A 24,179-nucleotide genomic window follows, 5' to 3' on the forward strand; every position below is an offset into this window, starting at 1 on the left:
TATGTAATATTATTTTAGTTTTATTTTAATTTTCTAAAAATTTATCTGTTCGATTGTATATAATCCATTCTTTACCTTTAATAATAAAAAACACAAAATATCTCATAAAAATACAATTTTCATACTTCTTTAAGAGTTCGCTAACGCCTCATTAACATTGTTGCTGTAAACAGTCATCAGAAACAGAAAAACTGTTTTTCTCCGGATCAGGTAGCGCGTACCGGAGTAACAGTTTCTGTTTTTATATAGTAATTAGAAACAGAATATGTGCCCTCATAAAACCGCACTGTTATATTTTAAGATAGTGAAATTTTATAATTTTGGAAGATGTTTCTGATTTCATATTTTTAACTAAATTTGTAAGTGCGAGAATAAATTCAATAAAAAAATGCGGCGCTATATTACGATTAATATTTTAGCGTCCTTGTGCCCATAGAGCACGCGTTTCAGCGCAAAAATCAGCATAACAGCCTTCCTCAATGGCATCACGAATTCCCTGCATAAGTTGTTGATAATAAAAAAGATTATTCCAAGTCAACAACATCCCCCCAAGAGATTCACCAGATTTGATCAAATGATGCAAATAAGCACAACTATAATCATGTGCTGCTGGACAAAGTGACTGTGGATCAAGAGGATGTGGATCTTCTGCATAACGCGCATTACGCAAATTAATTCTACCAAAGCGTGTAAAAGCTAAACCATGACGTCCTGCACGCGTTGGCATAACACAATCAAACATATCAACACCACGTGCAACACTTTGTAAAATATCATCAGGTGTCCCTACTCCCATAAGGTAGCGTGGTTTATCCTCTGGTAAAATCGGACAAGTAGTATCCAATACTGCTGTCATAACACTCTGCGGCTCACCAACAGCAAGCCCTCCAATAGCGTAACCTTTTAAATCCATTTCTTTTAATGCTTGAGCAGAACGTTCACGCAGTTTCATATTATCACCACCTTGAACAATCCCAAACAATGCTTTATCTGGCTGATCTCCAAAAGCTGTTTTACAACGCAGCGCCCACCGCAATGAAAGTTCCATAGCTTCTTCCATTTCTTTTTCAGTTGCTGGTAATGCAATACATTGATCCAACTGCATCTGGATATCCGCACCAAGAAGTCCTTGAATTTCGATAGAACGCTCTGGACTCATTTCATAGTAAGCTCCATTAATGTAAGAGCGAAAAATCACACCTTGTTCAGTAATTTTACGGATTCCCGCCAATGACATAACCTGAAAGCCACCAGAATCGGTTAAAATAGGTCCGCTCCAGCGTGAAAATTCATGTAATCCTCCCAAACGCGCAACACGTTCAGCTCCTGGACGTAACATTAAATGATAAGTATTCCCCAAAATGATATCTGCACCAAGATCACGAATTTGATCCATATACATAGCCTTAACAGTTCCTGCCGTCCCAACAGGCATAAATGCGGGTGTACGAACACATCCTCGCCCCGTTATAATTTCTCCTCGACGTGCATACCCATCTTGAGCAATTTTTCTATAATGAAATGTCTTTATCATAACTCTCGTCTTTTTGATTCCATCAATGCATATCTCTATAGAAAGAAAAAAGATATCCCCTTACGCGCATTGTCATAAGCTTTATGAATTAATTTTTGATTCGCTCAATATTGTAACCAGCATCAAAAATTAAACGAGATAAAAGAACATTTCTTGTTAAGAAATCACCATAATAAAAGTGATAATCTAACTCTAGAAAAATAGTAAAATCCTTATAATATCATACCTCAAAATACCTACGCTTATCCTTAACAGAACTGCAAAATTATTATCACAATAATTTCATCTTCACATACTTCCATAAGCAGTAACTTTGTACCCATAAAAGAAAATTTTGAACGCATTGTACAGCTCACAATATTCTTTAACTTTTACAGATAAAAATTTTTCATCTACTGGGCACAGCGATCCTCACGCTTAATAAAAGTGCAAATGAACATAATCATTTATCCACTCACAATATTGAGATAGCTCTTGGCATTGGAGATAATTCACAAAAGAAATTAACGTGTAAATAAAAATACTTTAAAAAACTAAAAATGCTTTTTGTAAAGATTCTCAAATACCAAAAGCTCTATCGTAACATTAGAGGCTGAAAAAGCGTATGATGGTACCCGTTTGCTCCTTCACAAGCTTTAAAGATGGTGGTGCATAATATTTTATACTATTTATAGCTTTAAAACTATACATGCCATGAATGTCATCGTGGAAGTGAATGTTGATATGTACTGAGAAATGCTTCTTAAAAAAACACGTAAATATGCAACACAAGTGTATTCCGTTTGGAGCGTTCCTCTATAAAAAAACGAGAAAAATAAAAGCGTAAGTCCATGCATAATCTTCATTATTTAAAAGATATTGCGTTAGATACTTAAAAAAGTAAAGTTGAATTAAAAAGGAGATGGCAAGACTAGCCATTTATTTCACTTCTGCGCCTTTATTATATTCTTCTAAGATTAAACTGTCTTCTTATTTTAAAGATTACGCCAATATATATATATATAAATGCTGGTTTTCCACCTTGCTAAGAAAACTGGATGAGCGAGTAAAGCTCTTATCCGTCTTAATATGTGTTTCAAACATGCTTCTGCATTAGGATTGGATGTTGATTTACAAGCAGAAACAAAAGCACACGCTCTCTCAGGAAAGTAACATCATAAAACTATTAAGACCGACAATGGATGGAAGAGAACTGCCAAATTTTTTATAAAACACTTTGCCAAACAACAACCATAATACAACAGACTTTGCGTTTTCTTATTCTGACAAGTGTTTGTACAAATCCTTTGCGTTATATTCTTAAGGAAGATCCGATTGAAGGAAATATATGGACAATGCTTAGCTCGAAATTATAAAAGGTAAGCGTGATACTACAAAAGAGTTTTGTGTGCCTTTATTGATCAGAAAAGAGTATTTTTTTCTTAGAAACTTACAATTAAAATCAGTATAGTTTATACTATTTTGCATCCGCAGCAATAATGGCTTTGGTAATTGAATCTGGATCTGAAACAGGTTCACCACGTTTAATTTTATCAACATTTTCCATACCTTCAACAACCTGCCCCCATATGGAATATTGACGATCAAGCCACGGAGCATCTGCAAAACAAATAAAAAACTGAGAGTTAGCAGAATTTGGATTCTGACTCCGTGCCATAGAAACTGTACCACGCTTATGAGAAAGATTTGAAAACTCTGCTGTTAAATTTGGTTTTTCTGCTCCCCCCATACCCGCACGTGATAAATTGAATTTTTCACTATCCTTCTTTCCAAATTGCACATCCCCTGTTTGCGCCATAAAACCATCAATAACGCGATGGAAAATAACATTATCATAAGCACCTTCACGTACCAATTCTTTAATACGTGCAACATGACAAGGTGCTAAATCAGCAAAAAGCTCAATAACAACTCTGCCCTTTGTTGTTTCAAGAATTAAAGTATTTTCTGGATTTTTATTCTCTGCCATATGGAAAGCTCCCTTGATTCATTTCTCAACTTGTAAAGTAGCAGCATTAATAACATCAGGATTTTTTATAGATCCATTATTACTTGTCGTACCTTTTTTTATTTTATCAACAACATCCATTCCCTTTATAACCTCTCCAACAACCGTATACTGACCGTTTAAAAAAGCAGCATCATCAAAACAAATGAAGAATTGAGAATTCGCGGAATCCGGATCTTGTGACCGTGCCATCCCAACTGTACCACGCTTAAACGGCTGCTTTGAAAACTCTGCCGGTATATTGGGATAATTTGAGCCACCCATACCAACGCGTTTCAAATCAAAATCTCTACTGCCTTTTTTTCCAAATTCTACATCACCAGTTTGTGCCATGAAATTAGGAATAACGCGATGAAACACAACATTATTATAGGCCCCCTCCTCTGTTAATCTTTTGATTTGCGCAACATGTTTTGGCGCCAAATCAGGACGCAGACGAATAATGACATCACCATCTTTGAGAGATAAAACAAGAAGGCTTGCATCGCTTGCTGGTCTAGGATTACCAGCGACAGCGGACAATGAAAAAAAACAAAACACACATATCAAAACAGCAAAAGTTCTACGAGACACAATTATTCTCCCCTAAAAGATTGGAATTTCGAGCTCAAAGCTTGTGCAACATTGGGCGGTACAAATGGTGTTACATCACCTCCCATAGAGGCAATTTGGCGTACCAATGTAGAAGTTATCGCACGCCCAGAAACACTTGCCGGCAAAAAAACAGTTTGCAATTCAGGAGCCATAACGCCATTCATCCCGGCCATTTGCATTTCATAATCAAGATCAGTACCATCACGCAATCCACGAATGAGAAATGAAGCACCAACTTCACGCGCCTTCTCAATGAGAAGGTTGTTAAATGAAAGAACCTGCAATCGATTAGAATCTGCACCAAACAAGTCTTTCCCGACCTGCGTAATGAAATCAACACGCTCTTCGAAGCTAAAGAGTGTTTTTTTGTCAGCCTGTATCCCTATAGCGACGACCACCTTATCAGCTAACACAAAACACCCTTTCAAAACATCAAGATGACCATTTGTAAGAGGATCAAAAGAACCCGCGTAAAGAGCAATTTTCATGACTTTACTCCTTCCTCTTAAAAATTATTTTTCTTCGCTCATATCAACTGTATCTGAATGTTTCTCACCTTCATCATCTAATGAACTCGTATCATCTTCAGGTTCAGAAATACGTTCAACCGATACGACTCTTTCACCTTTGGCTGTATTAAAAATTGTGACTCCCTTAGTTGAGCGCCCAGCAGTACGAATTCCCTCAACAGGGACACGAATAAGCTGCCCCCCATCTGATACCAACATAATTTGATCTTGCGCCTTCACCGGAAAAGCCGCTACTAATTTACCAATTTCAGCTGTTTTAGATGGATCTGTTGCGCGAATCCCCTTTCCGCCACGTCCCGAAATCCGGAACTCATAGGAAGAAGAACGTTTACCATAACCAAACTCACTCACTGTCAAAAGCATTTGTTCACGTGCATGAAGTTCTGCATAACGTTCATCTGTTAACTCTGTTTCAGCACCCCCATCTTCTTCATCAAGAGTTATAACATCTTCAACATCAGCATCTGCACCAGAAGCACGCCGTTCATTCATTACACGTTTAATATAAGCAGAACGCTCAATGGACGTCGCCTCGACATGCTCTAAAATTGTCATCGAAATGACTTTATCGCCTTTAGCTAAATTGATACCACGAACTCCCACAGAATTACGCCCAGCAAAGACCCGAACATCAACAACTGGAAAACGGATACATTGTCCATTGGCTGTTGTTAGAACAACATCATCATGTTCTGTACAGGTTTCAACAGAAAGAATTTCATCTTCTTCATCAAGTTTCATCGCAATTTTACCATTACGATTAACCTGAACGAAATCTGATAATTTATTACGACGCACAGTTCCACGTGTTGTCGCAAACATAATATCTAATGCACTCCAGCTCGCTTCATCTTCAGGCAAAGGCATAATCGTTGTAATACGCTCACCTTGTTGTAAGGGAAGCATATTGATCAAAGCCCGCCCACGCGATTGGGGTGTCCCCAGCGGCAGTCGCCAAACTTTTTCCTTATAAACAATCCCACGTGATGAAAAGAAAAGAACCGGAGTATGCGTATTGGCAACAAACAACCGCGTTACAAAATCCTCATCCTTCGTGGACATACCAGAACGCCCCTTACCACCACGTCGCTGTGCACGATAGGTATTAAGAGGCACACGCTTAATATAACCACTATGGCTTACCGTTACCACCATATCCTCTGGCGCGATCAGATCTTCACTCTCCATCTCAGCGCTACCAAAGCCAAATACGGTACGTCGCGGCGTTGCAAACTCCTCACGAAGAGCACTCAACTCATCCTTAACAATACACATAATCCGCACGCGTGATGCCAAGATCTCAAGATAGTCAGCGATATCCACACCAATTTTATTCAATTCATCAGCAATTTCATCACGCCCAAGGGCTGTCAATCGTTGCAAACGCAATTCTAAAATAGCACGCGCCTGTTCTTCAGAGAGATTATAAGTACCATCCTCATGAATAATATGACGAGGATCATCAATAAGTTTAATCAAAGGCGCGACATCCATCGCTGGCCAGCGTCGCTCCATTAACTGTGCACGTGCTGTCTGCGGATCAGGAGCTTTGCGAATAAGCGCTATAATTTCATCAATATTGGCAACAGCAAGGGCAAGACCAACCAAAACATGTGCTCGCTCACGCGCTTTACGCAAAAGATATTTTGTTCGCCGACTGACAACTTCTTCCCGAAAAGAAACAAATGCACGAAGCATATCAAGCAACGTCATCTGTTCGGGTTTTCCCCCATTCAAAGCAACCATATTACAACCAAAGGAAGTTTGCAGCGGCGTATACCGATATAATTGGTTTAAAACAACTTCCGCAACAACATCTTTCTTCAGCTCAATAACGACCCGATATCCATCACGATCAGATTCGTCACGCAAATCAGAGATTCCTTCAATGCGTTTATCGCGCACCAATTCGGCCATTTTCTCAATCATCGTTGCCTTATTAACTTGATAAGGGATCTCACTCACAATAATTGCTTGTCGACCACTGCGAATCTCTTCGATCTCAACTTTAGCACGCATAATAATTGAGCCACGCCCTGTTTCATAAGCTGCACGAACACCAGAATGTCCGAGGATAATGCCCCCTGTAGGAAAATCCGGACCAGGAATAATTTCAATTATTTTATCGAGTGTGATATCGGGATTATCAATCAAAGCGATACAACCATCAACGACTTCACCAAGATTATGGGGAGGAATATTGGTTGCCATTCCCACAGCAATCCCCCCTGACCCATTAACCAAAAGATTGGGAAAACGCGCTGGCAAGACAACCGGTTCACGCTCACGCCCATCGTAATTATCCTGAAAATCAACAGTATCTTTATCAATATCAGCTAAAAGTTCTTCTGAAACTTTTTCTAAACGACACTCAGTATAGCGCATGGCCGCGGGTGGATCACCATCAACGGAACCAAAATTTCCCTGACCATCAATCAATGGATTTCTTAAAGAAAAGTCCTGCGCCATACGCACTAATGCATCGTAAATTGAAGCATCACCATGGGGATGAAATTTCCCCATAACCTCACCAACAACACCAGCAGATTTACGATACGACTTATTAAAAGAAAGCCCCATCTCATTCATAGCATGAAGGATACGTCGATGAACAGGCTTAAGACCATCACGGACATCAGGGAGTGCACGTGAAACAATCACGCTCATCGCATAATCGAGATAGGAGCGTTGCATTTCATCAATAATACTGATTGGTTCAATACCGGTTAGCACATCACGTTCTGGGTGTGGAGTAAGATCGGTCACAATTTCAAAACTTTCAAAAAAGAATCATTTCACTTTATTTATAGCGAAAAATACACCAAAATGCTAATTTCTCTCCCATGACAAAAAAGAAATTTAACAATATTTTTCAAGATGTTATTAATTTATATTTTAAATTACCAATAATAATTAACAATTTTCACTTCGCTAAACTTCAAAAATCTGAAACAAGCAAACCATAAAATGATTATAATACTGCAATTTAAAGACTCTTAAAAAGGAACGTCATCATCTAATTTGTGTGAAAAACTTTCTCCCAATTGATTATTATTTTGACCAAAAGTATTTCTCTGATTTGAGTGACTATCGGCAAAGCCACCACTATAACTCCCCCCTTGACTTGCTCCTTGCTCCCCGCTCGCAGCTCCCCGCCCATCAAGCATTTGTAATTCGCCACGGTACTTTTGCAAAACAATCTCTGTTGTATAACGGTCATTTCCATTTTGATCTTGCCATTTTCGTGTCTGTAACTGCCCCTCAATATAAATTTTGCTGCCTTTTTTTAAATATTGCTCTGCAACTTTGACAAGGTTTTCATTAAAAATAACAATACTATGCCACTCAGTGCGTTCTTTTCTCTCATTTGTATTCCGATCGCGCCAACTTTCTGAAGTAGCAATACGCAGATTTGCCACTTGATCACCAGAATTCAAACGGCGGATTTCAGGATCGGCACCAAGATTACCAATCAAAATAACTTTATTAAGGCTACCAGCCATCGTATAAACTCCAAAATTTTAATTCGTAAAATACTCTGTTCTATAACAGTTATAACCATCTTGACCTTCAATTTACATGTCGCAATTGACCATCAATATGGGTATGCTATCCTTTACCAATATTGTATTCAGTGTAATTATAACAAAAGATGATAAAAACGCATAGTTTATTCCACCACGAGAGAATAAAAAGCTGCTCATTTGTATTTTTTTCACAAAACTTATACCTTCCTTTTGCATTAAAGCAGTTAAACACATTATAATTCTAAAAAAACAGTTTTATTCCATTTTAGGTGCTCAATTTTTGCCACATATGCCAAGGATAAAGTATGACTCATCAAAAATATATCTCCATTCGCGGTGCACGTGAGCATAACCTTAAAAATATTGATCTTGATCTGCCTCGTGATAAACTCATTGTTATAACAGGACTTTCTGGATCAGGGAAATCATCTTTAGCGTTTGATACAATTTACGCTGAAGGACAACGCCGCTATGTCGAAAGCCTTTCAGCCTATGCACGCCAATTTTTGGAAGTCATGCAAAAACCCGATGTCGACCGCATAGACGGTCTCTCTCCAGCTATCTCCATTGAACAAAAAACAACCAGTCGCAACCCTCGTTCAACGGTAGGTACCGTTACTGAAATCCACGATTACATGCGTCTTCTCTTTGCACGTATTGGTATTCCTCATTCTCCTGCAACAGGACTTCCTATTGAAAGCCAGACAGTAAGTCAAATGGTGGATCAAATTATGTCCTTACCAGAAGGAACGCGAATTTTTATTATGGCACCCTTAGTGCGAGGACGAAAGGGAGAATATAAAAAAGAGCTAACAGAACTTTTAAAAAGAGGATTTCAACGCGCTAAAGTTGATGGAAAATTCTATGAAATCGCTGATATTCCACCTCTTGATAAAAAATATAAACACGACATCGATGTCGTGGTAGACCGCATTGTTGTACAGAAGGATATCACCTCTCGCTTGGCTGATAGTATAGAAACCTGTTTACAGCTAGCAAATGGGCTTGCCATAGCTGAAATGGCAGACCAACCCTTAGCACAAAAAGAAACGACAAAGGAATCTGCTCATAAATCAAAAAATGATACACACAAACGGCTCATTTTTTCAGAAAAGTTTTCCTGCCCAGTATCGGGTTTCTCTATTTCTGAAATTGAACCACGCCTTTTTTCGTTCAATAATCCTTTTGGGGCCTGTCCTCTCTGCGATGGATTGGGTATCAAAAAGGCAATGGATCCACTAAAAATTGTGCCAAATAAAAACCTTACCCTAAAGAATGGAGCCATTGCTCCTTGGGCTAAATCAGATTCACTTTATTATAGCCAAACCTTAGAAGCATTAGGAAAAGCTTACGGTTTCAAACTCACAGATCAATGGTGTGAACTCTCTAATGAAGCACAACAGGCTATCCTCTACGGTACAAAAAAAGATGAAATTTCTTTTATCTATAAAAATAATTCTGGTTCGCATAAGACAACCCAACCTTTTGAAGGAATCATCCCTAATATGGAGAGACGCTGGAAAGAAACCGATTCTGCTTGGTCTCGAGAAGAAATCGAACGTTATATGTCTTCTTCACCCTGCCCAGCTTGTCACGGTTATCGTTTAAAACCAGAGGCACTTGCTGTAAAAATCAACGGAATGCATATTGGGCAAATATCAGATCTTTCTATTCTAAAGGCAGATGATTGGTTTGCCAATATTCATCAATATCTCACAGAAAAACAACGTAATATCGCCGTACGTATTTTAAAAGAAATTCGTGAACGCTTGGCTTTTTTAAATCATGTAGGATTGGAATATCTTACCTTGTCTCGAAACTCAGGAACGCTTTCAGGGGGAGAAAGCCAACGCATTCGGTTGGCATCTCAAATTGGTTCTGGTCTTACAGGCGTTCTTTATATTTTAGATGAACCATCTATCGGTTTACACCAACGCGATAACGAACGCCTTTTGGAAATGCTGCGCCATTTACGCAATCTTGGCAATACAGTTATTGTCGTTGAACATGATGAAGATGCTATTCTCACAGCAGACTATGTTGTCGATATGGGGCCTGCCGCGGGCGTTCATGGTGGAGAAATCATAGCGCAAGGGACACCGCAGGAAATTATAGAAAATTCAGCCTCTCTCACAGGCCAATACCTTTCAGGAAAAATGGCTGTTAAAATGCCGACAAAGCGACGCAAAATATCAAAAACGAAAACACTTAAAGTCATTGGCGCCAAAGGCAATAACCTCAAAAATATCAATGCGAATATTCCTCTTGGAACCTTCACATGCATAACTGGTGTTTCTGGAGGAGGAAAATCAACATTTCTTATTGAAACGCTTTTCAAAGCAGCATCACATCATATCATGGGCTCTCATCACAGCCCTGCCAGCTATGACAAAATTGAAGGATTAGAATTTCTTGATAAAGTCATTGATATCAACCAGTCCCCTATTGGACGCACCCCACGCTCTAATCCCGCAACCTATACAGGTGCTTTTACACCGATTCGTGAGTGGTTTGCTGATCTTCCAGAATCAAAAGCCCGCGGTTACAAAGCTGGGCGTTTTTCATTTAATGTTAAAGGAGGACGGTGCGAAGCATGCCAAGGCGACGGAGTCATCAAAATTGAAATGCACTTTTTACCTGATGTCTATGTTACTTGCGATGTCTGTAAAGGAAAACGCTATAACCGAGAAACACTAGAAATAAAATTCAAAGGACAGTCTATAGCCGATATTTTGGATATGACAATTGAAAAGGCAGAAGAATTTTTCCAAGCTATTCCCGCTATTCATAATAAAATGGAAACTCTCATTAAAGTAGGATTGGGTTACATAAAAGTAGGACAGCAAGCAACCACACTTTCTGGTGGGGAAGCACAACGTGTAAAACTTGCGAAAGAACTTTCTCGTAAAACAACGGGACGTACACTCTATATTTTGGATGAACCGACAACAGGTTTACATTTTCATGATATTTCCAAACTTCTTGAAGTGCTTCACGAACTAGTCGAGCAAGGCAACACAGTTATAGTCATTGAACATAACCTTGATGTTATAAAGACAGCCGACTGGATTATTGATTTAGGACCAGAAGGTGGAGATCGCGGTGGTGAAATTGTTGCAATTGGACGCCCTGAAGACATCATTAAGGTTCCCGCTTCCTATACGGGAAAATTTCTAAAAGATGTTTTACTACGCCCATCTCTCTATAATTCCAATTCTTAGAAACGCTTTTTATTGTAAAATACAGCATACTAACAAAGCCTGTACTTTTATTATTACCTGTAAACCAACACCTAATTCCAGTAGTGCAACACGTTTGAAGCAAAGACTAAAAACAATTTAGCGCTTTATAAGCTGTTTCAGTTGTCGTATTGCCAAATAAGAATGCGCGCATAATTGCATATTTATTCTCTGTTTTGTTTATACCTGAAACGACCAGACAGCCTAAACTGGGAAAAATACGAAGTTTTAAGGGTATAAATAAGTTCCTATCTTTACATCACTTCTTAATTTATCTTTATGATTTCAAAGGAATCCGCGGCAATATCTTATAATGAAGATTGCCATTGCTTCACGCTTTTATTCATCGCGTTCCTTAATGGGATCATATTCCTCACGAAGGGACAAAACGCCCCAAACGGAATATATTTGCATTGCCAATTCACACATCTGTTTTAAAGAAACATTTCTCAATGCTCCCAAGCCCATTTCACAACAACAGCTATGAATGCTATAATGATAAACTCATTTATTGTACACCACCATTTTTACGTTTATGAAGAAGCATAATCAGCAACATCACACTCTTTTCCAATATTTATCTCCCCTACTCCCTAATATTGTAAGGCCTTTAGTTATCGAAAGCTTTCATAAAAAACATTTTATTTCTTTTTTCAAATGTTGTTACCCACACACTCGTACTATTTATGATATATAAAGGTATTGTTTTGATTGATTGACGACAAAAAGATCTAAAATGAGAAAATCCTACGCTATTAGAGTTTCTCATTTAATGTGGAAAATGTCTAATTATCCTTATAAGTAAATGTGTTATCTAAAAAAAAAGAAACAAAACTCTTTTATTGTATAATTTGAATTCTTGTAAAAGAATTGTAAGGTTTTTTCCCAAAAAACAGTATTTGGCTGTATTCTACAAAAGAAACTCTCCTAACAGAGCTTAGAGTGTCATTATTTGCGACTTTTTGTGCACAAAGTATCTGTTGGACATCTTACAGTTGTCAATATAATGTGATGCAGTCTAAAAAGACAAAATAACGTTGGAGATAATTTCAGCATGAAAAAAATTGAAGCCATTATAAAACCTTTCAAACTTGATGAAGTGAAAGAAGCGCTTCAAAAAATTGGGTTACATGGTATTACAGTAACAGAAGCGAAAGGTTTTGGTCGTCAAAGGGAACATACAGAACTTTATCGTGGTACGAAATATGTTGTTGACTTTCTACCTAAAGTAAAGATTGAAATTGTTGTGTCCGATGAAAAACTGGAACAAACTGTTGATGCAATACGTAAAGCAGCTCAAACCAAACATATAGGAGATGGAAAAATATTTGTCTTTTCCATTGATGATGCAATTCGTATAGGCACGGACGAAACCGGTATCGATGCCCTTTAATAAATAACGAGAAAATTCACTTTTTTATCCACCTCAACGCCACATTAAGGAAATTGAATATGACAACCGCATCAGATATTATCAAACAGATTACAGACAACGAAATCCGTTTTGTTGATTTACGTTTTACTGATCCACGAGGAAAATTGCATCACATTACAATGGATATCGCAGAGATCAGCGAAGATACTTTTAGTGATGGTGTCATGTTTGATGGTTCTTCAATTGCTGGTTGGAAAACAATTAATGAATCTGACATGGTTTTAATGCCAGATCCAGAAACAGCACACATTGATCCTTTTTTTGCTCAATCTACTTTGGTCATATTTTGTGATGTACTTGATCCTGTCTCTGGTGAATTTTATCGTAGAGATCCTCGTTCTATCGCCAAAAGGGCTGAGGTTTATATGAAATCTTTAGGCATTGGAGATACAATCAATGTAGGTCCAGAAGCAGAGTTTTTTATCTTTGATGATGTGCGCTATAAAACGGACCCTTACAACACAGGGTTTAAACTCGATTCAAGTGAACTTCCCTCCAATGATGATACGGAATATGAAACAGGAAATCTAGGGCATCGCCCACGAATAAAGGGAGGCTACCTTCCTGTTCCGCCAATTGATTCCTGCCAAGATATGCGTTCTGAAATGCTCACAGCACTCAAGGATATGGGCGTACAGGTCGAAAAACACCATCACGAAGTAGCAGCAGGCCAACATGAATTGGGTATTCGTTTTGATACACTTGTTCGCGAGGCTGACAAGATGCAAATTTTTAAATATGTTGTACATCAAATAGCAAATAGTTATGGGAAAACAGCAACCTTCATGCCAAAACCAGTTTTTGGTGATAACGGCTCTGGAATGCATGTCCACATTTCCATTTGGAAAGATGGCAAACCCATTTTTGCAGGAAATGAATATGCCGGACTATCAGAAACCTGTCTGTTTTTTATCGGTGGTGTTATTAAGCACGCAAAAGCAATCAATGCTTTTACAAACCCATCCACAAACTCCTATAAACGTTTGGTTCCTGGTTATGAAGCTCCTGTTCTTCTTGCCTATTCAGCACGTAATCGTTCTGCATCTTGCCGTATTCCTATGAGCTCCTCACCAAATTCAAAACGCGTAGAAGTGCGTTTTCCAGACCCAACAGCAAATCCCTATTTGGCATTTGCAGCCCTTTTAATGGCTGGTCTTGATGGCATCAAAAACAAAATTCATCCCGGACATGCTATGGATAAAGATCTTTATGATCTTCCCTTAAAAGAACTCAAAGAAATCCCTACCGTTTCAGGAAGTCTACGTGAAGCGCTTGAAGCACTTGACAAAGATCGTGGCTTTCTTAAAGCTGGCGACGTTTTTGATGATGATCAGATTAATTCCTTCATTCAAGTAAAGATGCAAGAAGTCTTGCGCTACGAAACAACACCTCATCCTGTTGAATTTGATATGTACTATTCTGTTTAAACAATCAATACGCATTCTTTTGATTTTGAAATGGAGGCAAAAGCCTCCATTTTTGTGGATATTCTTCTCATGCAAAAGCGCAAGAGGCTTTTTGCTCATCCGCTTTTCCTTTATAATGTGTTGAATCTCTTCAAATGAATTAACAAAGGTTTCTAATGCCGCGAATTTGTTTTCTCGTTCCCGTTCTTTTATGCATTGTCTTTATCACATCAACAACTCAAGCACATACAATAACCAACCAGAAACTTACAACTCTTGAAAAAGCAACATCTGCTTATAGTAAAGCACTTAAAAATGCCGATGCAAATGCCATCTTAAATGCTATTCCTCCCCAAGTCATCAACCGCTTAACCGCCAAAAAAAATCTTAATCAATCACAATTTCTACAAATCATGAAAAGCCAAATAGAACGGTTGGCAGAAAGTTACAAGATTGAAACGATCAACATTGATCAAAAACAAAAACGTGAAGGTACCCTTGATAATGGTACCCCTTATTTTGTTATACCCGTGGAGCTTGTAACCACAACAAATGCTGGAAAAAAATGCTCTATTCAAACTGAAATTATTGCCCTACTTCACGATAACCAATGGTATTTTATCCGTGGTAATGACGAAGCGCTCTTAACCATAACCAATGAACTATTTCCTGGACTTGATAAAGTAAAAACCAATCCTCAAAAAGTCACAAAAATACTCTGAGCCAAAAGAATGCACGTAAATAAAAGATTTACCCCTATAAACAAGTTGTAACAATTGTAGCAGCAGCCTTAAATTCAACTTTTTTATGAGCACGACGTACCATTGTTTCTTTATCTATTCCCCATTGCTCCATCATCCAATCTTCATCTAAATGGGCAATAGACCAAGCATGATCAGCATCAATGTTTCCCGCAGCAACAGCAAGAGCAATGAGAGCAGATCCCGTTAAGGTTGTCATCATATGAAGTGCAGCAAGCATATAAGCAGACTCAACGCTACGTAAATAATGACTCACAGCTTGAAGTGCTTCTGGTGATTGTTCCACATGCATCAGCCCTTCTGTCAAATAAAACCTTGCACCCAGTTTTTTTTCTGCCCAATCTAATAAAGGATCCCATTGCTCAGATTGTTTTTGCACCAACTCTTTAGGTGTCTGTGCACGATAAAAGATCATATCACATGCAACGAAACGCAATAAATCTTCAAAAACCACCTGCATATCATCAGCGATACCATCAATAACAGTATTAACCAAACGCGTCATCGGCATTTTTGCAGGATCAACAACGTGCTTTTGGTTCTCAAATTCCTGAGCAACATATTCAGCAAACACTTCTGTTGGCACATGAAAATGACGCCTCGCGGGCGTTTTTACGGGACGTTCATCCAACAAAATCGTAAAGCCGACCTCCTCACAAGCGATCTTCACTTGCTTATAAAACCGTTTTGGGTGTGATTGGCATGAAAGATTTTGAATCTTTTGAACAGAACTCTTCTTATTCAATGGTATATCAAAACGATCCAAAATCTCACGCATATTGTTTACCTCTGATCTTTTCAAAAAAACGACTGTTTTTTTAGGTTCTGTAGCTTCAATAAGGTTTAATCTGACCTTCTTAACGATTCCAAAGAAGAAAAAAGACCTTACCACCCCCCACTCTAATTTAAGAGTTATATTTCATGTTTCTTTTACAAACAAGACAATGATGATTGCCTTTTATATATTCAATACAATCATAATAGTAAAACAATTTTTAAAAGTATGATCTTAATTAAGAAATTAAATATATTGAGTTTTATGGCAAAGATGTTCACGCCTTACCAATTTGCTTATTATTCATCTACAATAGTATTATCAATATGAATAGATTCAAAAACGCTGCTCATCCAAAAAATGATAGAGCAGTACGGTTTACGTGTCATTCACCTTCGCTTAACCATTCCAATAATTCTCTAACATATCCAATAAATACCCTGCATAGAATTTTTCCTGCTCAATCACTCCCCTAAACGACGATGTTTTACGGCATGATAGAATAATGACAAGACAAAATTTATCGTAAATTTTCTTTCACATATACATGATTTTATAAAGCACTAAATTACTTAACGCATTGTTCTTTATATACTCTATCATATTACACTAATTTAAATTTAGGCACATAATTATAAAGAATAGAGATCATGCAATCTGAAAATAATACTTTTATCTATACACTTGGCCCTGCAGATACTAACTGTGCAACTGCAGAATAATGGTGGCTTAACAATCACAATAAAAATATTTTGTCCACTGACTCGAGATCCCGTATTATCTTATACGCAACTCTTGAAGAAGCATTTAATGAACTTGCTCAAAAAAAAGATAGGTATCTCCTAAGCCGTGCTACTTACCCTGATTTGCATACACTCATATTTACCCGTTTAGATGATATGCAATTATTTGACAGCTTTATCATGCCTACTCACTCTATGGTTTTAGCTAAACGCAATAACGCTGATGAAATTAAAACCGTAGCGACTCATCCTGCCCCACAATCTCTGGTAGCTCATCAATATGACAAAGTATTTGCCAACAGCAATGCTGATGCAGCCGTTCTTTGTAAGGCTGAAAAAGCAAGATTCTTGTATCACAACATCGGTTGCGGCAAATCGCTATAGGCTGAATATTGTCGAAAATTTTGGACAAGTGCCAATGGCCTTTTTGCTCCACTCACTAAAGTCAACTAATCATGAAAAAATCTGAAGCGCTTCTTTCCATTGTTAACTTGGTTGACAAATTCCGTATGCGCCAAGAACGAGATGGGAGCATTAAAGAACCAACTTCAGCAGATAATAATATGATCAATGAATTGATCACTCTGCTGAACCACCATGCCAATATTCTTGACGGATTATCTCCAAAACTTTTAGCGACCATTTCTGATGATCTTCATCAGTGGATAATCAGCGGTTTAACGACCCCTCCTAAATTTGATAACACTTTGGCTGCTTTCAAAGCCCCATTACCAGATGCTCCCTTGTTTTTCTTGGCTCCAATGCGTGCAACAAATGGACCTGATCCAGAAGGATTCCGGCTGGAATTAGTTACAGGATATCGTCATGAAACGGCCTATCTTGCTGACGCCTCAAAATATACAAATAATTATGTATCACCTTTTCAATGTATAAAAATGGGAATAGCATCAAGAGGTTTTTTAGAAGGCAATTGCATTGTTCTATTCCCAGAATCTGTAGCGGCTGCTAAAAAAATTGATAAGCAAGCATTTGCTTTGTTTTTTTTCAGTAAATTCTTTGATATTTACAACAAGCAAACAATTGTGGAAGCTGAACGTTTACTCGGTCGAGATAGTAAATTCCTGTTCGGTCAATTGCATAGTCGTAACTTATCTAAAGAAGAGATTTACGATGCTCGCTGTTTGTGGGGCTATTACCATGACTATGCACATCATACCGGACCGCGGCCATTAGATAAAAATCTGTATATAAAATTAAATTGGTTTACAGGTCTTCTAGAAGAAACTAAAGTTGATTTAATTACAGTGCGTATTATGCTACAAAATCATCCAAAATTTTGGAAAGAAATAACTGAATTTATCCTATTAGAACGCATATTCCGTTATCCAAAAGGTTCTGATCAGCATATGACATTCGATGCTGGTACAGGTATCTTGCTTTTTGAAATATTGACGCGGAACAAAGCATTGATGGAAACAAATGAGGGTTATCTTCAATTTGATTTGGAGCGTCTTGAAGAAGTAATAACATTGATGATAGCGGATATAGAAACACTTGAAGCATTAGATGATGACGCTTATTTGGCAGGAGCTAAAGATTATATCCAAAATAATCTTGGAAAACCCGAAACCTCAAAGTTACGATTTAATTTTTCAACATCATATTATGCACAACGCGTTATTGGAGGGGTAAATCATTGAGTTTCTTAAAAGGACGGTTATTCTTATTTACCTTCGCCATTCTAGCGTTATTTTCCATAAGTTGGTTATTATCTAAGAATTTGGTTAGCAATATACCAGTAATGCATGCGGTTGGACTTAGGTTGTTTGCCACCGCTGCCACCTTATGGCTGATTGCAGTATTTCGTGAGAAAGCTGTTTTCAGATCCCTACCATTACTTTCTATGATACCTTCTTTTTTAATTCTCTCAGTGTTAGGATTTTCGCTGTATTTTGTATGCAGTTTTGGTGCATTAAAATCACTCAAAGCCAGTGATTTAACTATGGTTCTCGCTACTATTCCAGGTATTACCTACATATTGGGTGCACTGACGAATAGCCTTACGTTCTCATGGTTAAAGCTTATCGGTATGATCATTGTCAGTGTAGCGGCTATAGCATTTAATATAAACAGTGCAGAGGGTGGATATTACAGCCTAATAGGAACAGCTCTTGCTTTAACAGCAGCACTTTCTTACTCTGCTTATGGCTTATTGTCTAAACGTTATCTTAAAAATTTACCTTTGCTCACCTCATTGGCTTGGATCACGACAATTTCTGCAGCATCATTTATACCATTATTTATTTTTGATCCTGCCCCACTCTTCTATCTTAAGTTAGAAGATATATTTAAAATATTGATTTTAGGGACTGTTTGTTCGGCACCAGTTTACGTATTATACCAAAAAGTTTTAGCCGAAGGAGGCGTATTATACGCCAATACTATCGGCGTATTATCCCCTTTTGCAGTGGTTGCATGTGAATGGATAATCGGCTCGAGCCCTTCTCTCAATATGATCAAAATAATTGCTATGATTGTAGTTGTTATAGGGATGATACTCTTATTTATAGATGCATCAAAGGTATCTACATGGCAACAGAAACGTCATTCTCAAAATTCCAAATTTAATGAGGAAACAAAATGAAAAAACTCGCGTTAGTTTGCCAGCGCAATGCAAAATTACCATTTATATTTGAAGCAGCACAAGCAGCTAATATCGAATTAGTCATGATCTATGATACCGCTGAAAGCGCTCCCACTCAACACCCCGCAGCAGTCACTTCAACTTGGCAACTTCCTGTTTTTGATAACCCAGAGTTAGCTCTAGATACTTTTGCAGCAGGTGTAAAAGAACGCAATATTCGTGGGGTTATGACCCTTCGCGAAGAAGCCATCCTATGGACAGCTTTGGCTGCAAAAAAAATCAATACTCCAAGTATTGAACCAGAAGTAGCCGCATTAACCAGAAATAAATATCTCATGCGTCAAGCTTTTGCTAAAGCAGGGTTGAGAACACCAAGTTTCTTTTATATAGATAATCCAGATGACCTATCACAAATACAAGCCTTGGATTATCCGCTCGTTATTAAACCCGTCTCTGGATGGGCCAGTGCAGGCGTAATGTTAGCTAAAAACTCCGCCGAACTTCCTGATCTCATTAAAGCCGTATGGAATGTTCAGCATAAAGACATGGCACGTTTTAATGATAAAAATAAATCTGTAGGTTTAGTTATAGAACAGTATTTGCCAGGAAAAGAGTTTGTCGTAGAATGCTTTGTTGATACAGCAGGTGTACACGTTCTGTCCGTTGGAGACAAGGGAAGCCCCGAGGGACCATGGTTTGAAGAAACAATTTATCGTCAACGCTGTGATATAGATGATCCTTTAATTATTGCTTTATGTGAGGCTGCATGCTCTGGAGTTAAAGCTCTTGGCATAAACATGGGTGCTGCCCATGTGGAGCTACGCCTAGATGCTAATAATTTACCTTATATAATTGAGATCGGCGCTCGTATAGGTGGATCGAGTGTCTCCCATTTTATTGTTGAGCAAGGCACAGGGATTTCATTTGCAAAACTCTGTATGAATGCCGCTTTAGCTGAACCAAACCCAAACCTTCCCGATATACTCCCAGCTAAAAAAGTGTCGGCAAATTACATTATTCCTCTTCGTGGTCACGGACAGTTTTCTGGATTTTTAGGTCTAGATAAGGTTGCACAGCATCCTCAAACCGCCAGAACTATCATTTTCTTTGAAACCAATCATATCTCACCACCTCCACCAGCATTTGGTGGATATCCTGGTTTTATTTTCTCTGTTCATAACTCAAACGAAGAAGCACGCAATTACCATAAATGGCTCGATGACACCTTAAGCATCATATGGAAACACCATGTTTATCAATAGTCCGATAAAGATATTTTTACTGCCCCTGAACTTTAATATAAATCTTATCGATACAAACGAAGTCACAATGCGAATGCGATTGCCTAAAACTTTGCAAACGTTTTTTCATTAAAGATGCATATTTCAAAAAACAGGAATTGAGGGAAATATGATCTACTTTTGCACCCCATTTTAATAAAAGCTCTTCAATGTTTCTGTATTTGAAACAATAATAAAAACTTCTAAACGACTTTTTCAATACGACCAACCTCTTCTCCCCACGTCTCAAAGAAGAAAAAAAGATCTTACAGCCCTCACTTTGATTTAAAAGTTATATTTCATATCTATTTCACAAATAGGACATGATCTTCTTCACATATTCAATACAGCCATTAGAACAATTTTTTAAAAGGATTTATCATTATAAGAACTGAAGATGTTGAATTTAATAGTAAAAGTGTTCAAGCTTTACCACTTTTCTCATTATCCACCTACAATAATGCGATCGATACGAACAGCTTCAAAAATGCTTTTTACAAAATTTAAAAGCATAAAAATGCCTATTATCCATGAAACAATAGCGCTTTATATTTAACATATGCGCTCCTTTGCTTAACAGCAAAAGCTCTTAAATCAACAGTCAACACCTCCATGCCTTTCATGATTGATATCAGCAACCTCAAACGACAGGACTTTACAGCATAATAGGATAATAAAGCTACTATTTTAAAAATCTGATGACGAATAGATCCCAAATGTCTATAGCCAAAATAACACCAATAAATTTACAGTCTCATTATCAAATTTTTTTGAAACATTTAAGCTCCCCTATCAACCAGATAAAAAATAAATCAACGTGATCCTTTCATACTTATTAAAACACATGATGCCATTATTAAAAGAAGCAATTAAAATTGCTGCACTATCAATGGTTTAAATCAATAAAATAAAACAAAACTTTAAAAATCACATTTATTATTTTTAAAAAAGATTTATTAAAAATGATAGCGCAAACCACCAGAAAAATGAACTCCAGAAAAACCAGCCTTGGTTAACCTATGCTGATAGCTAACATCACTGTGGAGTGTAACTTTAGAAGAAAACTGCGCATCGATACCCAAACCTGTCTCTAAGGAAGAACCAAAAGAACCCAACTGGAAAACATCTTTAAAATGAACAAATTGTTTTTTACCAAAACGATTAGAAAGATGAATATTGCCATAAAAACAAATGATACGATCCTTTTCAAATGCTTTAAATGTTTTACTTAAACGCCCACCAATACGCATCAACCATTGCCCCATTTTTTTCATCTCAACATCAAATCCATCAATATCACGAGCCTTATCAAATCGAAGACGTTGATAAATAAGCTGGAATTGCGGATCAAAAATAAGATCTTTATATCCTGTCATAAACACTTTACCAGCAGAAAATGAAACGTTCAAAGGATTTGCTTTTAATGTCGCCGTCTTACCCCAAGCATGGGTAAGCACATCCCCTTTAAACAAACCATAAGATAAAAGACCATCTACATAAAAACCAGTGTTGTATTTCACACTACCGTATGTCGTAAATGACCATTTATTAAACGTACTCTTTTGGCTTTGTTCCACGTTACGAGGTTGTAAGGAAAGCTTTCCATAGGTTCCCATAATCCCAAAAGATGTCGTACTATATGCGCTCTCTATTGTTTTGAGCAAAATGTCTGTTTTTATAGCGCTATAATCAACATGACCATCGTACCCATATTTAAGTGTAGAAAGACCTGAGACATAACGATAACGTGCACCATAACTCTGAACAGATAAAGCAAAATTCCCTTCAACTTTTAATAATTTACGAGGCATAGACCGCCTAACTTGCAACTGCTTTTGTTGATGACTAATATCCATGAGCCCAACATGAAACAAAGCATTTGGTACCAGAAGGTAAGTGGGAACCTGTGGAACAACCTCCCTGATCTTTAACTCAGAAGGGGGAATAGCAGACACCTCTAAAGCAGGCTGAATATATTTACTTTCAAGGCGGAAATCCCAAAAATCTCCATTTCCTTCAACCAATCTTTGAGAAGTTTGTGCATTTCCAAGAGCAGAATCTGGACCATAAGCATGCAGATAATATTGGTAAGGCAACCCCTCTAATGCAATATAAGCACGATTTAACTGAAAAGAATCCTCTGCCGCTTTTCCAGAAACCTGAATAAGTGAAATACTATGAGCATTTTCACCGGTTGCTATCTCGCCCTGATTTCCTCCAACAAATTGCACATAAACTGTCGTTTTTCCAGAAACATCACCATGTATCAAAAGTCGATCAGTTTTTTTATTATCAAGCAAACCATCACTGCTGAGATGCGTATTGAGATAAATATCTGCCCTATCTTGCGCACTATAAACTTCTTTTTCTCCCTTCCCAATATAAAGCGTTTGATACTCCTGAAACATTGGAGTTTCAAAAGCAATAAAACTATCAGAAACTTTCACAAATGAAATAGACGAACTTGTGCGGTTTGCAACTTGCGAATCTATCTCTCTTCTTTTTGTCAAAAACCATTTTGATCCCCCTGTCAAATAAAGCTCAGCAATAGAATCATCGGCAACACGTGTCCCTCCTATCAATGAAGAGGAATCAGCCAAAATCGCTACAGTCCCCCCCTTTTCAGCTGTTAATAATAAATCACCAAAAATTTTTGTACCTTCTGTTACTCCAATATAACTACGACTTTTATTACTATGAATAGCTGTTCCGTCTGGAACCTCAAAAATCGTTCTTTTTAAAAAGACAAGTCCCTGTTCATACGCATCATTCCCCCCATCCATCTCAAAGTACATACCATGTTGGTTCCCTATTGCTTTAATTGTTGAATCTTCAATATTAACCCGCGAAGTTAAAATATTTCCTTCCCTGCCGTTATTGGATGGTGTGTTAGAATCTTGTCCAACTGTTAAAACATGAACATCTGTAGAAATAATATTGGTATTTTTTACATAAACAGAGCCCTGATGTTTTACATTGAAAACTGTATGTGCAATTTTTTCATTTATATTTTCATTGTCTTCTGTTTTTTGATATTTTGAAGTAATGGTAACCCCATCTAAAGTCGCGCTCCCCCCTCTCCCCACATAAAGCGCAGCAGCATCATTCACATCAATAAATCCACCTTTCATCTGAATACCTGCATCAGCCCTAACGAAAAGAGCACTCTCTTGACCGATACCCAAACCTTCCACTTTAATTTTTGTATTCGTTAACGTAACAGATGCTCCTCGCTTCTCTGCATAAGCTGCAATCTGAGAAGCCTCAATTGTTCCACGATTAACCTCAATTATTCCACTATCAGCTTTAAGACCTATTGACACATTTTTAAAAGCTGAATCACTCAAAACAATTTTGCCCCCTTGTGATACCAAAACACCATAAATATCTTCTATACCTGCAGTAGCTTCAACCTCTACACGCATTGCCTGAATAACTGTATTTGGCTCCTGCACTACTATAGCAGCAGGTAACATGAGAGACCGCCCCTCCCCATTCTTTTCTTTAACAGGTGCCGTGAATTTATATACTTTATCACTAATTGTATGCTTTGAACCATCACTGCATTCATAAGGTAATTTGTTTTTGTCACATGACAGTGATGTATATGAATGAGAATGTGCCTCAATATTTATATTTAACAAAAAAGAAAAAATAGCTGCTGTAAAAACGCACGAATACAAGTGATTGTTAGATACCTTGACTATCATTGTTTTTCAAAACTTTCTTTTTTCAACAAAAA

The 24,179-nt window shown here is 37.7% G+C and carries 15 protein-coding genes and 1 pseudogene; 8 read left to right on the forward strand and 8 right to left on the reverse strand.

What is annotated here, in order from left to right:
* Positions 1–415 precede the first annotated feature (415 nt).
* The 6 genes and pseudogenes from tgt to ssb form a co-directional block, all read right to left on the reverse strand.
* Complete coding sequence (gene tgt, locus PVV63_RS08485) at positions 416–1,534, reverse strand: tRNA guanosine(34) transglycosylase Tgt (RefSeq protein ID WP_273791486.1); 1,119 nt, start codon at positions 1,532–1,534, stop codon at positions 416–418.
* Between the two features lie 1,456 nt (positions 1,535–2,990).
* The gene (locus PVV63_RS08490; protein ID WP_273791487.1) at positions 2,991–3,503 is read right to left on the reverse strand and encodes a peptidylprolyl isomerase; all 513 of its coding nucleotides are present in this window, start codon (positions 3,501–3,503) and stop codon (positions 2,991–2,993) included.
* Positions 3,504–3,521: 18 nt separating this feature from the next.
* Positions 3,522–4,115: a peptidylprolyl isomerase gene (locus tag PVV63_RS08495; RefSeq protein WP_273791488.1), complete on the reverse strand. Its 594-nt coding sequence runs from the start codon at positions 4,113–4,115 to the stop codon at positions 3,522–3,524.
* Positions 4,105–4,624: pseudogene (gene coaD / locus PVV63_RS08500) on the reverse strand (pantetheine-phosphate adenylyltransferase). The gene PVV63_RS08495 and the pseudogene coaD overlap by 11 nt, the downstream one beginning before the upstream one ends.
* Before the next feature lie 24 nt (positions 4,625–4,648).
* Positions 4,649–7,432 carry a DNA gyrase subunit A gene (gene gyrA, locus PVV63_RS08505; RefSeq protein WP_273791490.1) on the reverse strand — a complete coding sequence of 928 codons (2,784 nt, stop codon included), beginning with the start codon at positions 7,430–7,432 and terminating at the stop codon, positions 4,649–4,651.
* Positions 7,433–7,662: 230 nt separating this feature from the next.
* Positions 7,663–8,169: a single-stranded DNA-binding protein gene (ssb, locus tag PVV63_RS08510; protein WP_273791491.1), complete on the reverse strand. Its 507-nt coding sequence runs from the start codon at positions 8,167–8,169 to the stop codon at positions 7,663–7,665.
* Positions 8,170–8,498: 329 nt separating this feature from the next.
* Between ssb and uvrA the strand changes: the two genes are divergently transcribed.
* The 4 genes from uvrA to PVV63_RS08530 all read left to right on the forward strand — a co-directional run bounded on the left by uvrA (position 8,499) and on the right by PVV63_RS08530 (position 14,995).
* Complete coding sequence (gene uvrA / locus PVV63_RS08515) at positions 8,499–11,414, forward strand: excinuclease ABC subunit UvrA (RefSeq protein WP_273791492.1); 2,916 nt, start codon at positions 8,499–8,501, stop codon at positions 11,412–11,414.
* A gap of 1,072 nt (positions 11,415–12,486) precedes the next feature.
* Complete coding sequence (locus tag PVV63_RS08520; RefSeq protein WP_015856528.1) at positions 12,487–12,825, forward strand: P-II family nitrogen regulator; 339 nt, start codon at positions 12,487–12,489, stop codon at positions 12,823–12,825.
* 59 nt (positions 12,826–12,884) lie between these two features.
* The gene (gene glnA, locus PVV63_RS08525) at positions 12,885–14,294 is read left to right on the forward strand and encodes a type I glutamate--ammonia ligase (RefSeq protein ID WP_273791493.1); all 1,410 of its coding nucleotides are present in this window, start codon (positions 12,885–12,887) and stop codon (positions 14,292–14,294) included.
* 155 nt (positions 14,295–14,449) lie between these two features.
* On the forward strand, positions 14,450–14,995 hold the full coding sequence (locus tag PVV63_RS08530; RefSeq protein WP_273791494.1) for a hypothetical protein: 546 nt from the start codon (positions 14,450–14,452) through the stop codon (positions 14,993–14,995).
* A gap of 34 nt (positions 14,996–15,029) precedes the next feature.
* On the opposite strand, the gene PVV63_RS08535 is transcribed toward PVV63_RS08530, so the two are convergent.
* Positions 15,030–15,812 carry an ATP12 family chaperone protein gene (locus tag PVV63_RS08535; RefSeq protein WP_273791495.1) on the reverse strand — a complete coding sequence of 261 codons (783 nt, stop codon included), beginning with the start codon at positions 15,810–15,812 and terminating at the stop codon, positions 15,030–15,032.
* A 749-nt stretch (positions 15,813–16,561) separates the two neighbouring features.
* Here PVV63_RS08535 and PVV63_RS08540 point away from each other — a divergent pair.
* From PVV63_RS08540 to PVV63_RS08555, 4 genes are all read left to right on the forward strand, one after another.
* On the forward strand, positions 16,562–16,936 hold the full coding sequence (locus PVV63_RS08540; RefSeq protein ID WP_273791496.1) for a hypothetical protein: 375 nt from the start codon (positions 16,562–16,564) through the stop codon (positions 16,934–16,936).
* Between the two features lie 71 nt (positions 16,937–17,007).
* A complete protein-coding gene (locus PVV63_RS08545) occupies positions 17,008–18,213 on the forward strand; it encodes a DUF6421 family protein (protein ID WP_273791497.1) in 1,206 nt (401 codons plus the stop codon).
* The gene (locus PVV63_RS08550) at positions 18,210–19,157 is read left to right on the forward strand and encodes a DMT family transporter (RefSeq protein WP_273791498.1); all 948 of its coding nucleotides are present in this window, start codon (positions 18,210–18,212) and stop codon (positions 19,155–19,157) included. Before PVV63_RS08545 ends, PVV63_RS08550 begins: the two co-directional genes overlap by 4 nt.
* Positions 19,154–20,419 (forward strand): acetyl-CoA carboxylase biotin carboxylase subunit family protein, encoded by a 1,266-nt coding sequence (locus tag PVV63_RS08555; protein ID WP_273791499.1) that lies wholly within the window; start codon positions 19,154–19,156, stop codon positions 20,417–20,419. The genes PVV63_RS08550 and PVV63_RS08555 overlap by 4 nt, the downstream gene beginning before the upstream one ends.
* A 974-nt stretch (positions 20,420–21,393) precedes the next feature.
* On the opposite strand, the gene PVV63_RS08560 is transcribed toward PVV63_RS08555, so the two are convergent.
* On the reverse strand, positions 21,394–24,147 hold the full coding sequence (locus tag PVV63_RS08560; RefSeq protein WP_273791500.1) for an autotransporter outer membrane beta-barrel domain-containing protein: 2,754 nt from the start codon (positions 24,145–24,147) through the stop codon (positions 21,394–21,396).
* Positions 24,148–24,179 lie beyond the last annotated feature (32 nt).

Source organism: Bartonella sp. CM31XJBT (assembly GCF_028618555.1).
Classification (GTDB): Bacteria; Pseudomonadota; Alphaproteobacteria; order Rhizobiales; family Rhizobiaceae; genus Bartonella.

Coding starts and splice junctions, on each gene's coding strand:
- tgt (WP_273791486.1), bottom strand. CDS start 1,534: ATGATAAAGACATTTCATTATAGAAAAATTGCTCAAGATGGGTATGCA.
- PVV63_RS08490 (WP_273791487.1), bottom strand. CDS start 3,503: ATGGCAGAGAATAAAAATCCAGAAAATACTTTAATTCTTGAAACAACA.
- ssb (WP_273791491.1), bottom strand. CDS start 8,169: ATGGCTGGTAGCCTTAATAAAGTTATTTTGATTGGTAATCTTGGTGCC.
- uvrA (WP_273791492.1), top strand. CDS start 8,499: ATGACTCATCAAAAATATATCTCCATTCGCGGTGCACGTGAGCATAAC.
- PVV63_RS08520 (WP_015856528.1), top strand. CDS start 12,487: ATGAAAAAAATTGAAGCCATTATAAAACCTTTCAAACTTGATGAAGTG.
- glnA (WP_273791493.1), top strand. CDS start 12,885: ATGACAACCGCATCAGATATTATCAAACAGATTACAGACAACGAAATC.
- PVV63_RS08530 (WP_273791494.1), top strand. CDS start 14,450: ATGCCGCGAATTTGTTTTCTCGTTCCCGTTCTTTTATGCATTGTCTTT.
- PVV63_RS08535 (WP_273791495.1), bottom strand. CDS start 15,812: ATGCGTGAGATTTTGGATCGTTTTGATATACCATTGAATAAGAAGAGT.
- PVV63_RS08545 (WP_273791497.1), top strand. CDS start 17,008: ATGAAAAAATCTGAAGCGCTTCTTTCCATTGTTAACTTGGTTGACAAA.
- PVV63_RS08555 (WP_273791499.1), top strand. CDS start 19,154: ATGAAAAAACTCGCGTTAGTTTGCCAGCGCAATGCAAAATTACCATTT.
- PVV63_RS08560 (WP_273791500.1), bottom strand. CDS start 24,147: ATGATAGTCAAGGTATCTAACAATCACTTGTATTCGTGCGTTTTTACA.